Source organism: Streptomyces sp. NPDC016469 (genome assembly GCF_040632905.1).
In the GTDB taxonomy this organism is placed as follows: Bacteria; Actinomycetota; Actinomycetes; order Streptomycetales; family Streptomycetaceae; genus Streptomyces.
This window is the reverse complement of sequence record NZ_JBEYCQ010000017.1, coordinates 160,849-173,759: the sequence shown is the minus strand read 5'-3', so window position 1 is coordinate 173,759 and position 12,911 is coordinate 160,849. Positions and strand designations below refer to the sequence as shown.

The 12,911-nt window shown below is 74.9% G+C and carries 12 protein-coding genes; 10 read left to right on the top strand and 2 right to left on the bottom strand.

Annotation, left to right across the window (positions count from 1 at the left end):
• Positions 1-29 precede the first annotated feature (29 nt).
• The 7 genes from ABZ565_RS21155 (at position 30) to ABZ565_RS21125 (ending at position 7,631) form a co-directional block, all read left to right on the top strand.
• Positions 30-443: a cobalamin-dependent protein gene (locus tag ABZ565_RS21155; protein WP_361028908.1), complete on the top strand. Its 414-nt coding sequence runs from the start codon at positions 30-32 to the stop codon at positions 441-443.
• Positions 440-2,767 (top strand): amino acid--tRNA ligase-related protein, encoded by a 2,328-nt coding sequence (locus ABZ565_RS21150; RefSeq protein WP_361028905.1) that lies wholly within the window; start codon positions 440-442, stop codon positions 2,765-2,767. Before ABZ565_RS21155 ends, ABZ565_RS21150 begins: the two co-directional genes overlap by 4 nt.
• Entirely contained in the window at positions 2,764-4,059 is a 1,296-nt protein-coding gene (locus ABZ565_RS21145; protein ID WP_361028902.1) for a glutamate synthase-related protein, read from the top strand. The genes ABZ565_RS21150 and ABZ565_RS21145 overlap by 4 nt, the downstream gene beginning before the upstream one ends.
• Positions 4,056-4,628, top strand: coding sequence for a hypothetical protein (locus ABZ565_RS21140; RefSeq protein WP_361028899.1), 573 nt, complete (start codon positions 4,056-4,058; stop codon positions 4,626-4,628). Before ABZ565_RS21145 ends, ABZ565_RS21140 begins: the two co-directional genes overlap by 4 nt.
• A gap of 110 nt (positions 4,629-4,738) precedes the next feature.
• Entirely contained in the window at positions 4,739-6,025 is a 1,287-nt protein-coding gene (locus ABZ565_RS21135) for an MFS transporter (protein WP_361028896.1), read from the top strand.
• A 7-nt stretch (positions 6,026-6,032) separates the two neighbouring features.
• The gene (locus ABZ565_RS21130) at positions 6,033-6,812 is read left to right on the top strand and encodes a 4'-phosphopantetheinyl transferase superfamily protein (RefSeq protein WP_361028893.1); all 780 of its coding nucleotides are present in this window, start codon (positions 6,033-6,035) and stop codon (positions 6,810-6,812) included.
• A gap of 147 nt (positions 6,813-6,959) precedes the next feature.
• Positions 6,960-7,631: an AroM family protein gene (locus tag ABZ565_RS21125; protein WP_361028890.1), complete on the top strand. Its 672-nt coding sequence runs from the start codon at positions 6,960-6,962 to the stop codon at positions 7,629-7,631.
• A gap of 16 nt (positions 7,632-7,647) precedes the next feature.
• Here the strand turns inward: ABZ565_RS21125 and ABZ565_RS21120 are convergent, their stop codons facing one another.
• Positions 7,648-8,418: an IclR family transcriptional regulator gene (locus tag ABZ565_RS21120; protein WP_361028887.1), complete on the bottom strand. Its 771-nt coding sequence runs from the start codon at positions 8,416-8,418 to the stop codon at positions 7,648-7,650.
• Between the two features lie 202 nt (positions 8,419-8,620).
• Here ABZ565_RS21120 and ABZ565_RS21115 point away from each other — a divergent pair, with 202 nt between their 5' ends.
• The 3 genes from ABZ565_RS21115 (at position 8,621) to ABZ565_RS21105 (ending at position 12,318) form a co-directional block, all read left to right on the top strand.
• Complete coding sequence (locus tag ABZ565_RS21115; RefSeq protein WP_361028884.1) at positions 8,621-10,261, top strand: OPT/YSL family transporter; 1,641 nt, start codon at positions 8,621-8,623, stop codon at positions 10,259-10,261.
• A gap of 54 nt (positions 10,262-10,315) precedes the next feature.
• Positions 10,316-11,380, top strand: coding sequence for a DUF917 family protein (locus ABZ565_RS21110; protein WP_361028881.1), 1,065 nt, complete (start codon positions 10,316-10,318; stop codon positions 11,378-11,380).
• A gap of 353 nt (positions 11,381-11,733) precedes the next feature.
• Positions 11,734-12,318 (top strand): hypothetical protein, encoded by a 585-nt coding sequence (locus ABZ565_RS21105; RefSeq protein ID WP_361028878.1) that lies wholly within the window; start codon positions 11,734-11,736, stop codon positions 12,316-12,318.
• Here ABZ565_RS21105 and ABZ565_RS21100 read toward each other — a convergent pair.
• On the bottom strand, positions 12,258-12,863 hold the full coding sequence (locus ABZ565_RS21100; RefSeq protein WP_361028875.1) for a class F sortase: 606 nt from the start codon (positions 12,861-12,863) through the stop codon (positions 12,258-12,260). The two genes, ABZ565_RS21105 and ABZ565_RS21100, sit on opposite strands and share 61 nt — an antisense overlap.
• Positions 12,864-12,911 lie beyond the last annotated feature (48 nt).

Genomic DNA, 12,911 nt, shown 5'->3' with positions numbered 1-12,911 from the left:
CAGGGGTTCGCGAAAATACTATCGAGGGCATGAAGATACTCCTGAGCGGAACCGCTTCGGACTCCCATACCTGGAACCTCGTGTATCTCGGGCTGTTCCTGGAGGAGCGGGGGCACGACGTCGTCGCGCTGGGCCCCTGCGTGAGTCCCCGTCTGCTCACGGCCGCCTGTCGCCGGCATGCCCCCGACGCGGTCGTGCTCAGCAGCGTCAACGGCCACGGCTACCGGGACGCGCTCGCCGCCGTGCGCGCGCTGCGGGCCGAACCGGAGCTGCCCGCCCTGCCGGTGGCGGTCGGCGGCAAGCTGGGCACGGCCGGCCACTCCCGGGAGGCGGAGGCGGCCCGGCTGCGCGCGGCGGGCTGCGACGCCGTCCTCGGGGACGGGGCCGGTGACCTGGACGCCCTGTGCGCGTTCCTCGCGGCCCCCGCCCGGGTGGGGGCATGACCGCCGCCGCCCCGGGCCCGTTCGGTGCGTTCGTCGCGGCATCGGCCGCCGCCGGGCGGCTGGTAGTCCAGCCCCGTATGGGCTTCGGCGATCCGCACGCCATGCGGACGGGGCTTGAGCGGACCCGGGCCGCCACGGCCACGACCGTCGGCACGCTCACCATCGACAGCTACACCCGCGTCGGCGACCTCGCGGGCGCCCGTGCCGCACTCGCCGAGGGCGCAGGTCTCAACGGCTACCCGATCGCCACGCACCCGCTCGCCGTCACCCGCGCCCTGCTCGACGGGGTGCACGACGACGGCTTCCCGGTCCAGGTCCGCCACGGCTCCGCCCGCCCGCAGGCCATCGTCCGGGCCCTGCTCGCCGCGGGCCTCGACGCGACCGAGGGCGGGCCCGTCTCCTACTGCCTGCCGTACGGCCGCACCCCGCTGCGCGAGTCGGTCGCCGCCTGGGCCGAGGGCTGCGAACTCCTCGCCGGACACGCCCGCCCCGGTTCCGTGCCGCACCTCGAAAGCTTCGGCGGCTGTCTGCTCGGCCAGCTCTGCCCGCCCGGGCTGCTCGTCGCGATGAGTGTGCTGGAATGCCTGTTCTTCGCCCAGCACGGGGTCCGCAGCGTCTCGTTGAGTTACGCGCAGCAGACGGACCCGGGCCAGGATGAGGAGGCGATACGCGCCCTGCGCCGGCTGGCCGGTGAGCTGCTGCCGGCGGACGTCGACCACCACGTCGTCCTCTACACCTACATGGGCGTCTATCCGCGCACCGAGCGCGGGGCGACCCGGCTGCTCGAAGCGTCGGCGAGGCTTGCGGTGCGGGCCGGGGCGGACCGGCTCCTGGTGAAGACGACCGCCGAGTCCCGCCGTATCCCGACCGTCGCCGAGAACGTCCGCGCCCTGGAAACCGCCGCGGCGGCCGCCGCGCTCGCCGGTCCGCCGCTGCCGGGAGGCCGGGGCGACTCCGAGGTCTACACGGAGGCCCGGGCCCTGGTGGAAGCGGTGCTCGGGCTCCACCCCGAGCTGGCCCGCGCGCTGCCCGCCGCCTTCGAACGCGGCCTGCTCGACGTGCCGTTCTGCCTCCACCCCGACAACGCCGGCCGCTCCCGCAGCGTCATCGGCTCGGACGGGCGGCTGCGCTGGTCGGACACCGGCGCGATGCCGGTCCGCCCCGACGCCCCGGCCGACCTGGCGCCGCTCACCGCGAACGGCCTCCTCACCGCCCTGAACCACATGGCCGACCGCTACGACCGGCCGCCGGCCGGCCCCCTGACCACGTACCGGCCACACACCACCACCTCTCACCACCGCCACGAACAGGAGCCCGTCATGGACCACGCCCCGCAGCCCGCAGGACCCGCCCTGCCGCCCCCGCTCGGCGAGCACCTGCGCTCCCCGCGGCTGCGCGCCGCCATGCTCGTCCAGCAGGAGGCGCTGTGGGCGGCCCGCGACTTCCTGCGGCGGTCGGGCTTCACGGAGCTGCTGCCCCCGCTCGTCGGACCCGTCACCGACCCGGGAGGCCGGGGCGCCAAGGCGCTGGACGTCGACTACTACGGGCGCCCGTACAAACTGATGACCAGCGCCATCCTGTACAAGCAGGCGTCGCTGCACGGCTTCCCGAAGCTGTTCTACATCGCGCCCAACGTCCGCGTGGAGCCGGAGGAGACCGCCACCACGGGCCGCCATCTGGTCGAGTTCCATCAGATCGACGTCGAGATCGCCGGGGCGAGCCGCGAGGACGCCCAGGAGGTCGCCGCCGGGCTCCTCACCCATGTCGCCGAGCACGTGTGGACCGCCGTCCCCGGGGTCCTCGCCGAACTGGGATGCCGGGAGGCCGACTTCGCGGACGTCCGTAGCGGCAAGTACGACGTGTGCACCCACCAGGAGGCCGTCTCGCGCCTGCTGACGGCCGGTCACCCGCAGAGCCCCGACAGTGAGATCGATTGGACCGGGGAACGGCTCCTCTCCCTGGAGAGCGACCGGCCGTTCTTCATCAACGACTACCCGAAGGGCTCGCGCGGCTTCTACGACCGCGAGGACCCCGAACGCCCGGGTGTGCTCCGCAACTTCGACCTGATCGCCCCGCACGGCTACGGCGAGCTGGTCTCGGGCAGCGAGCGCGAGTCGGACTACGCGACCATCGTCACGCGGATGCGCGAGAGCGGCGAGAACCCCGCCAAGTACGCCTGGTATCTGAAGGAGGCCCGCGAGGGCATCCCGGCCAGCGCCGGCTTCGGGATGGGCCTTCAGCGCCTCGTCCGCTTCCTCACCGGACTCGACTCGCTGTGGCAGGTCAGCGCCTACCCGAAGCTCCCCGGGGTGGTGGCCCCGTGAGCGCCCTGACCTCCCCCGGCCTCCCCGAGCGCGAGATCCGCGCCCGCGCCCGGCGCGGCACCGCCGAGGTGTTCCCCGACCCCGCCTCGTACGGTGGAGAGCTCTTCGGCCCCGGGCGTGCGGCCGGTACGGACGCGCTCGACCGGGCCAGGATCGTGCCGCCCGTCTTCATGCCGGAGCGGCTGGAGAAGCTGATCGCCCTCGCCCGCGAGCCGGAGTTCGGGGACGTCGAAGTGGGCGTCAGGACCGGCGGTTTCACCGCCTCGCTGCCGCTGTACCTGTCGGCCTTCGGGTCGACCCGGGCGGGCAGCGGCGACCTTGCCGTGCAGGCGTCCCGGCAGGCCGGCCGGCTCGGCATCCCCATGGTCATCGGCGAGAACATGGTGCCCGTGCACGGCTACCGGCGCGGCGGGGACGCCGCCCGCTCCGCGCTCCTCGCGCGCATCGAGGCGTATCTCGCCGCGGCGCCCGAGGGAGTCGGCGGGATCGTCGTCCAGCAGTCCACCGAGGACGCCGACTCGGAGGTCTGGAACCTTCTCTACAGCGACCCCGCCACCCGGCCGCTGCTCGCATCGGGGCGTCTGGCCTTCGAGTTGAAGACCGGCCAGGGCGCCAAGCCGGGGCTGGGCGGCATGACCGTCGTCGGGGACGCGGAGGTGGCCCAGCTGGCGGACCGCTTCACAATCACCGAGGCGTTCGGCGCGGACGACGAGCGCCGGCTGCGCTGCGCCACGCCGGGCACCTTCACCGACGAGATCCTGCGCCAGCAGCTGCGCTTCATGCGGAACAACTTCCCCAAGGCCCGTACGTGGGTGAAGTTCCACCCGGGCCGCGACATCGCGCACGCCGCCCGCACGGCGTGGGCGGCCGGGGCGGACGCCGTCACCGTGGACGGAGCGGAGGGCGGCACCGGATGGGCGCCCCGGGTCTTCCTGGACCAGGTCGGTCTGCCGCTGGCGGAGTGCCTGCACCGGATCGGGCGGCCCGGGGGCTGCCTGCTCGCGAGCGGCGGGATGTGGGAGGGCGGCCGCGCCCTGCGCGCCCTCGCCCTGGGCGCCACAGCGGTCGGGCTCGGCCGCGCCGCGCTGGTCGCCGTGGACGAGGACCCGGAACACGGCCTGATACGGCTCGCCGAGAGCATCGCGCTCGAACTGCGGTTGCTTGTCAGCGCGTTGGGCAAGTACGAGGTGGGCGCGCTGGGCCCCGAGGACCTGTGGTGGCCGGATGGCGGCCCCTTCGACGCCGGAGCCCCGCTGCCCGCCGACCCGGCGGCCGCCGGAGCGACGCCGTGAACGGCCGCGCGATGCCCGCGTCCCGGCGGGCCTCCCGGGGCCGGCCCACCCCGCCCCGGCGGCCCCGCCGCGTCACCGGCCGCCACCGCACCGTCCGGGCCCGGTTCGTGCTGCGCGAGACCCCCGGCGTCACCGTCGGGCCCGCCGGCCACGGCGTACGCTACGCGGATGGCCGGGGCCCCGCGACCGACGGCCCGGACCTCGCGACCGACGCGCCGGACCTCGTCACCGACGAGCCGGACCCCGTGGCCGACACCCCGGATCCCGTGACCGACACCCCGGACCCGGTCACCGGCGCCCCGGAACCCGTGACCGACACCCCGGACCCGGTCACCGGCGCCCCGGAACCCGTGATCCACGCGGCCCGGCTCGCCGCCCAGCGGGCCCTGGCCGAGGCGGGCCGGGGCTACCTCGGCGGCCGTCTGGAACTCCGTGCCCCCGGGCGCACCCGCTCCGCACACGACCGGCGGGCCCTGCGGCGCGCCGCGTGCCGGGCCGCCGCACTGGCCGTCGCGGCGACGCTGCGCGGCGACGACACCGGAGTCGACGTCCGCGTCACGCGCCGCTGAACCACGGGCGCGCCGCACCCCGCACCTCGCACAAAGCCAACCCAGAACGCCACCCCAGAACGCCACCCCGGGCCCCCACCCCGGACAGCCGACCCCAGGAAGCCGAACCCATGACAACGAACCCCACCGCCCCGCCGTCCGAGGCGGGCCCCGCTCCCGACTGGCGGCGCATCGGCAGCTTCGTCACCGGCCAGGCGGCCGTGCAGTGCGGCAGCTTCGCGCTGATCATCGCCATGAACTGGACGGCCGTCCAGCTCGGCGGCCGGTCTGCGGTCACGCTCGTCATCCTCGCCTCCACGCTGCCGCGCGCCCTGATGCTGCTGTTCGGCGGCGCCCTCGCCGACGCCCTCGGCCCGCGCGCGGTCCTCCTCCGAGCCACGGCCACCCGGCTCGTCGTGCTGGTGATCGGCGCCCTGGTCACCGCGGGCGCCCACAGCATCTGGCCGCTGATCGCCGTCGCCGTGGTCGAGGGCTCGCTGCTCGGCCTGACCGGCCCGGCGTCGGGCGTCCTGCTCACCCGGCTGGCCCCTCAGGAGCACCTGGGCCGCGCCAACTCGCTGTTCTCCATGGTGATGCGGCTGGCCCCGATCGCCGGATCACCGCTGGGCGCCTGGCTGGTGGTGGCGGGCAGCTTGTCCGGGGTCATGCTCGTCTCGGCGGCCGGGTGCGCCGTCTGGCTGGTCTGCGCGTTCCAGGTGACCCGGGGCATGACCCGGCCGGAGCGCGGCACCGGGCCGCGCCCGTCGTTGTTCCGGCGCTCCGGTGACGGACTGCTCCTCCTGGGCGCCCACCCCCGGCTGCGCTGGATGTTCATCGCCTGCTTCTGCATGGACTTCGCGTTCCTCTGGCCGGCCGAGGTGGCCCTCCCGCTGCGCGCGTCCGGCGAAGGCTGGGGCATCGGCTCGGTCGCGGCAGCCCTGACCGCGTTCAGCGCGGGCGCCCTGGCGTCAGCGGCGGCCGGTGCCGCGCTCGCCCACCGCATCCCCGTCCCGGTCAAGCTGATCGTCACCGGCACCGGGCTGGCCGTGGGCATGGGCTCCATGGCCCTGGTGCCCTCGCCGGCGGTCCTCGCGGTCACGGCGTGCGCGGTGGGCCTGTTCTCGGGACTCAACGGACCCGCCCTGGTCACCGCGTACCAACAGGCCGTGCCCGAGGGGAAGCTGGGCGCCGCGATGTCCACGTTCTCGCTGTCCAGCATCGGGGCCGCGCCCCTGTCCCTGGCCGTCTTCAGTTCGCTCTCGGCGCCCCTGGGCGTGACCGGCACCTGGCTGCTGTGCGCATCCGTCGCACTGTTCTCACCGGTCGCCGCCACGCTCGCCCTGCGCGCCCCCCTGACGCGGATGGCCCCCACCCCGAAGGCTTCCGCCGCCCCCGAGCCCACCGCCACCGCCGTGTGAGGCGACCATGTCCCTGCTGGATCCCCGCCCGTCACCCGTCCTCGAATCCGCCGTCCTGGAATCCGCCCTCCTGCCCACGGCGTTGCCGCCGCTGCCCGCCGCGCTGCCCCCGCCGGCCGGTCCGGGCCCCGGCCGCCCGCAGCTCTGGCTGGTGGCCACCGCCGCGCACGAGGAGACCGCGACCCGGTACGCCCCGCTCGTGCTCGGCCCCGCCGAACTGGCCCGGGCCGAGGAGTTCCGCCGCCCCACCGACCGCGCCACGTATCTGTGCGCCCACGTCGGCCTGCGCCGGGTCCTCGGCAACCACCTCGGCGTCGCCCCGCGCACGGTGCCGGTGGCCCGGGCCCCCTGCCCGGGCTGCGGCGAACCGCACGGGCGGCCCGTGATCCCGGACGGGCCCCTGCACTTCTCGCTCTCGCACTGCGAGGGCCTGAGCCTGATCGCCGTCGCCGCCACCCCGGTCGGCGTGGACGTCGAGCCCGTACCGGACCCGCTCACCCTCCTGGAGGCGGCCGATGTGGTCCATCCCCTGGAGGCGGCGGAACTCGCCGCGCTGGCGCCCGCGTCGCGGCCGGCCGCCTTCGCCCGGGTGTGGACCAGGAAGGAGGCGTATCTGAAGGGCCTCGGCATCGGCCTGGGCGCGGACCCCTCGGCGGAGTACGTGGGTGCCGGGCCGGCTCCGGCCGCCCCGGGCGGCTGGCTCCTGGCGGACATCGCTGTCCCGCCCGGCCACCGGGCTGCGGTGGCACTCCGCCGTGACGAGAGGGGCGGCACCGGTCCGGGGTGACCGGCTCCGCCCCGTGACGCCCCCGGCGGTGACCACCGCCGGGGGCCTCCGCCTGCCGTACGGGCGATGCCAGGCCTCACGTTGTTCCGTAGCATGCATCCGGCTTCCATTATCCGGAACAACGTCGAGGCGAGGCCCATACACACCGTGACCTTCCTGACCATCGGACAGTCTCCCCGCCCCGACCTCTCCGTGGCCATCGAGGCGGAGCTGCCGCCCACCGCCCGGGTACAGCACGCGGGGGTCCTCGACGGGCTCGGCCGAGCGGAGGCGGAGGCGCGGTTCGGGGCGGTGCCGGGGCGGGCGACACTGCTGAGCCGGCTGAGCGACGGGATGCCCGTGACGCTGGACGCCGACGCCGTCGGTGCCGGTCTCGTCGCCCTCGTGGAGCGGGTGGAGGCGGAGGGGGCGGACGTCGTGGTGCTCCTGTGCACCGGGGAGTTCCCGGGGCTGCGGACGCGGCGGGCGCGGCTGGTCGAGCCGGACGCACTGCTCACGGGGTACGTGGGCGCGGCGCTGCGGGGCAGCCGGGTCGGGATCGTCGTACCGCTGCCGGAGCAGGTGGCGGAGGCGCGGACGAAGTGGCGGGCGCTCGACCCGGCCCCGGCGTTCAGCACCGCCTCGCCGTACGCCGACGGCGACGGCGCCCTGCGCGCGGCGGCCCACGCCCGGCTGGACGCGGGGGCGGACGCGCTGGTGCTCGACTGCATGGGCTACGGGACCCGGCACCGCGAGGCGCTGCGCGCGGCCGGGATCACCGCCCCGGTGCTGACCCCGGGCGCGGTGGTGGGCGCGATGCTGGGGCCGCTGCTCGCCTGAGGGCCGGCCCCGGGTCCTATTCGGCCACGTACCGCAGCCAGTACGGATCGCCGATCCGCTTCCCCACGCGCCGGGCGGCATCCCGCACCGCACGGCCGAAGCGGGCCTCGTTCTCGTGGCGCAGCTCGGGGGCGGGCAGGGCGATCCCTATGCCGAAGACCTGTCCCGTGTCGCCGTCCACGACGGCGGCGGAGATCCCGGCGACGTTCGGCACGAACTCGCCGCGTGAGGACTCCCAGCCGTCGGCGCGCACCCGGGCCAGGGAGGAGACCAGCTCGCCGGGGGTGCGGGGGGCCGATCCGGTGGCCTGTCCGAGGCGGGCGCCGACGAGCCGCAGCACCTGCGCGTCGTCCAGGCGGGCCAGCAGGGCGCGCCCCATCGAGCTGGCGTAGGCGGGCGCGCGGGTGCCGGCCGGGGTGTACGCCTGGAGGGCGCCGACCGTGCCGATGCGCATGTGCAGCACCAGCGATTCGGCGCCGTCGAGCACGTCCACGTAACCGGTGTAGCCGATGTCGGCGACCAGCCTGGCCAGCTCCTCCTCCAGGAGCGAGGCGGTGGAGCGGGAGGCGCGGAAGTGGTACGAGGCTTCCATGACGAGCTCGCCGGGCCGGTAGGCGCGGCTCACCGGGTCGCGGTCCAGGAAGCCGTACTCGGCCATCATGCTCAGCGTCCGCGACACGGAGCTCTTCGGCAGGTCCAGGGCGCCCGCCACGTCCGTCACGGTCAGGTCGCGCTGAAGGCGCGCCAGCAGCCGCAGGACGTCCCGCGCGTTGGCGAGTGTGCTCACCGTTCTCCTGCCTCCCCCGGGCCCCGGGGCCCGTGCGTCCGATCGTAAGGGGCGCCCGCATACCGAGACCGCCGCCCACCCCCTTGACGGGCGGGCGTGCCCCGGAGAGGATCCAGTACATCCAGATATTCACACATGGTTCCAGATTTTGGAACTCCTGGAGCGGCGGACACGCCGCCCCGCACGGAAGCACCGGAGATCCATGAGCACCGACGCGCCGAACCGGGCCGTCACCGACGTCCCGCACACCGCGGCCGACGGAGCGCGCCATCCCCGCGCCCTCGCCCCCGGCAATCTGATCCTCACCGTGGTGCTCAGCGTGTTCGGCGCGGTCGTCGGTGTGCAGTTGCTCGCCACCCTCGGCGTCACGCCCAGCACCTCGCTGATCGGCGCGCTGGCCGCGATGACGCTGGCCCGCGTGCCGCTCGTCGCCTTCCGCGGCTTCCGCTCGGTCCACGCGCAGAACCTGGCGCAGACCAGCATCTCGTCGGCCACGTTCGGCGCCGCGAACAGCCTGTTCCTGCCGATCGGCATCCCGTTCCTGTTCGGGATGGACGACATGGTCGTCCCGATGCTGGCCGGGGTCTCGGTCGCGATGCTGGTCGACGCCTGGCTGCTGTACCGGATGTACGACACCCCGGCCTTCCCCGCGAAGAACCCGTGGCCGCTCGGGCTCGCCGCCGCCGAGGCGATCAAGGCGGGCGACCAGGGCGGCCGGCGCGCCAAGGTGCTCGGCCTGGGCCTGGTGACCGGTCTGGCGGGCGCGGTGTTCTCGCTGCCGATGTCGGCGTTCGGCGTGGCCCTGATCGGCGGTTTCGGCGCGATGGCCGCGTTCGGCGCCGGCCTGCTGTTCACGCAGTACGCGGACCCGCTCCTCGGCCTCGACCTGAACGCGATGTACCTGCCGCACGGGATGATGATCGGTGCCGGTCTCGTCGCCCTCGTCCAGGTCGGCCGGACGATCCTCGGCGCCCGGCGGACGAACGCGGTGCGGGCCGGCTCGGCCGGTGCGCCCGAGGGCGCGGAGGAGGGCGCGCGGCGGCTGGGGCGCTCGATGCGGCTGGGCCTCGGCGCCTACCTCGCGATCTCGGTCCTGCTGGCCTTCGGGACCGGCGCGGCCACGCACATGACCCCGGGCATGCTGATCGGCTTCCTGGTGTACGCCTCCGTCGCGGCGTTCCTGCACGAGCTGCTGGTCGGCATCGCGTCCATGCACTCCGGCTGGTTCCCGGCCTTCGCGATCGCCTTGATCACGCTGCTCCTCGGCATCCTCATCGGCTTCCCGCCGGAGGCGCTGGTCGTGCTGTCCGGCTTCACCGCCGCGACCGGTCCGGCCTTCGCGGACATGGGTTACGACCTCAAGACCGGCTACCTCCTGCGCGGCGAGAACGCCGACCCGGCCTTCGAGCTGGAGGGCCGCCGCCAGCAGCTGATCGCCGCGATGATCGGCTTCGGCGTCGCGATCGTCGTCGTCCTCGTCTCGTACCGGGTGTTCTTCGACAACGGGCAGACCGCCCCGATCGACGCCGCGTACGTCGCCGCGATCAAGGCGGGCCCGTCCGTCGAGACCGCGAAGCACCTCGCGCTGTGGGCGGTCCCGGGCGCGATCGTGCAGCTCGCCGGCGGGTCGAAGCGGCAGCTCGGCATCCTGCTCGCGACCGGGCTGCTCATCACGACCCCGATGGCCGGCTGGATGGTCGCCGCCGGCATCGCCGCCCGCGTCCTCGCCCCGCGCCTGTTCGGCCGGGACGTCAAGGGCGACCTGGAGGTGTTCGCCGGCGGTGCGATCGCCGGTGACGCCCTCTACTCCTTCGGCAACGGCGTGTTCAAGGCCGCCAAGTAGCCGGACCCCTCCGCCCTCTCGTACACCCGCACAGCACCACCCTGGGAGAACCCCGTGAAGCGACAGCTGACCCATGACGACATCCGCGCGGCCGTGTACGGCGGTGCCGTACTCGGCGGAGGCGGCGGCGGGTTCGTGGAGCGGGGCCTGCGCACCGCCGAACTGGCCCTCCAGGTCGGCACGCCCGAGCTGTGGAGCGCCGACGAGTTCGCGGACGGTGACCTGACCGCGACCGTGGCCCTGGTCGGCGCCCCCGCCGCGCCCGACCCGCAGGTGCTGCCGACGCACCTGGTGCGCGCGCTGGAACTGCTGCGCCGCGAGCTGCCGGGTGACCTGGCCGCGCTGCACACGAACGAGAACGGCGCCGAGACCACGATCAACGGCTGGTTCCACTCCGCGCTCACCGGCCTCCCCGTCATCGACCTGGCGTGCAACGGCCGCGCCCACCCCTCCAGCCAGATGGGCGCGATGGGCCTGCACCGCCGCGAGGCCTACCGGTCCAGCCAGGGCTACGCGGGCGGCAAGCCGCACGCCTACGTCGAGGGCGCCGTCTCCGGCCGCCTGGACGCGACCTCGAACGTGGTCCGCCGCGCGTCCGTGGAGGCGGGCGGCTGGGTGGGCGTGGCCCGCAACCCGGTCGAGATCGGCTACGCCGTCCGCAACGGCGCCCCGGGCGCCATCGGCTTCGCGATCGAGCTGGGACACCGCTTCCTGGCCGACGGGCCGGCCGGCGCGGCCCGGCAGCTGGGCGGCGAGATCGCCGCGGCGGGGACCGTCCGCGAGTACCGCTGCGAGCAGCGCGAGGGCCTGGACGTGGGCGTCGCGGTCCTGGACGACGCCGGCGGCACCACGCTGCACTTCGTCAACGAGTACATGGCGCTCGACCTGGCCGACGGCCGCCGGGCGGCGTTCCCGGACCTGATCACGACGTTCGACGAGGCGGGGCAGCCGCTCGCCTCCGCCGACGTCGAGGTGGGGAAGCGGATCGAGGTCCTGGTCGCCCCGGCGGAGAACCTGCTGCTGTCCCCGACGATGTACATGCCCGAGGTGTACGCCCCCGTCGAGGCGCTGCTCGGAATCGAGTTCGCGCCCGCCGCGAAGGCGCTCGCCCGTCTCTGAGCCGGCCGTCACCGGCCCGGGCCGGGTACGGGAGTTCCGCGAGGCGCGGTGGGAGGCCGAGATCCTGCCGCTGGTCCGGGCCCACGTCCGGGTCCCGGCGGTCAGCCCCGCGTACGACCCGGAGTGGGAGGCCCGAGGGCACCTGGACCGGGCCGTCGACGCGGCGGCGGCCTGGCTGCGCGAGGTCCCGCTGCCGGGCCTGCGCCCCGCCGTCCTGCACGGCGAGGTGCCCCCGGAGCGCCGGGAGCAGACCCGGGAGGCGGCGGCCCTGCTCGGCGACGGGGCGCGGGAGCGCTTCGACTGGTACGGGGAGACCTCGCCGACGACCCCGGGGAGCTGCTGCTCAACCGGGCGTGGCGCCCCAGCCTGGAGGTCACCGGCGCGGACGGGCTGCCCCCGGTCGCCTCGGCCGGCAACGTGCTGCGCCCGCACACCCGGGTGAAGCCGGCGCTGCGGCTGCCGCCGACGCCGGACGGCGCGGCGCCGTCGCGGAGCTGGGCAGGCTCCTGGAGGCGGACCCGCCGTACGGCGCGGCGGTCCGCTTCACGCCCGACCGGGTCCTCGCGGACGGCTGGCACGCGCCCGCCGAGGAGCCGTGGCTCAGCGCCGCGGTCTCCGGGGCGAGCCGGGCCCGCTTCGTCGGGGCGGACGTGTCCCGGATCGGGCAGGGCGGCACGATCCCGCTCATGGGGAAGCTGTCCCGGCAGTTCCCCGGGGCCCAGTTCCTGGCCTGCGGAGTGCTGGGCCCGGGAGCGAATGCCCATGGGCCGAACGAGTCGCTGCACGTCCCGTACGCGCGGCGGCTCACCGCGAGCCTGTCCCTGACCCTGAACGCCTTCGCCGTACGGGAAGCCGGAGGAGGCGGGGTGGGGGCCCGTCAGACCTTCTGCTTCTTGAGTGACGTGAGGTGGGCGAAGACGACGACGTTGGCCGAGTAGCCGTCCTTCTTGTTGAAGCGTCCGCCACACGTCATCAGGCGGAGCTCCGGGCGGCCGGTGCTGCCGTACACCTTGTCGTCGGGGAACTTGTCCTTCGTGTACGTCTCGACCTCGTCGACCGTGAAGACCGCGGTCTGCTTGTCGGCCCGGGTGACGGTGACCTTGTCGCCCTTGTGCAGGGCGTTGAGGTTGAGGAAGATCGCCGGTCCGGTCTCCGTGTCGCGGTGGCCGACGATCAGCGAGGTGCCCTTCTCGCCGGGCGAGGGCCCGTCGCGGTACCAGCCCACCTCCCTGGGTCTGCTCATGGGCGGGGCCCCGAGGTGCCCCTTCTTGTCGAGTCCGAGGCCGGTGACCGGCGCCTCGATGAAGATCGCGGGCACCGCGACCTTCACCGGCCGCGACGGGGACAGGGGTGCGTGCGGGACCGGCCGGTCGCCGCCGCCCGCGGCGTCGTTGCCGTGGGCGGCGGCGACCGGATCGTCGGACGAGTCGGAACTCGCCCAGACGACGCCGGTCACCAGCGAGGAAGTCACGCACAACGTCATCGTGAGACGACACGCCCGGCTCGGGCCCCGTCGGCGTCTTCTGCGCGG

What these genes read in the sequence shown, in the direction of transcription:
- ABZ565_RS21155 (WP_361028908.1), top strand. Translation starts at nt 30, where the DNA reads ATGAAGATACTCCTGAGCGGAACCGCTTCGGACTCCCATACCTGGAAC.
- ABZ565_RS21150 (WP_361028905.1), top strand. Translation starts at nt 440, where the DNA reads ATGACCGCCGCCGCCCCGGGCCCGTTCGGTGCGTTCGTCGCGGCATCG.
- ABZ565_RS21135 (WP_361028896.1), top strand. Translation starts at nt 4,739, where the DNA reads ATGACAACGAACCCCACCGCCCCGCCGTCCGAGGCGGGCCCCGCTCCC.
- ABZ565_RS21130 (WP_361028893.1), top strand. Translation starts at nt 6,033, where the DNA reads ATGTCCCTGCTGGATCCCCGCCCGTCACCCGTCCTCGAATCCGCCGTC.
- ABZ565_RS21115 (WP_361028884.1), top strand. Translation starts at nt 8,621, where the DNA reads ATGAGCACCGACGCGCCGAACCGGGCCGTCACCGACGTCCCGCACACC.
- ABZ565_RS21100 (WP_361028875.1), bottom strand. Translation starts at nt 12,863, where the DNA reads ATGACGTTGTGCGTGACTTCCTCGCTGGTGACCGGCGTCGTCTGGGCG.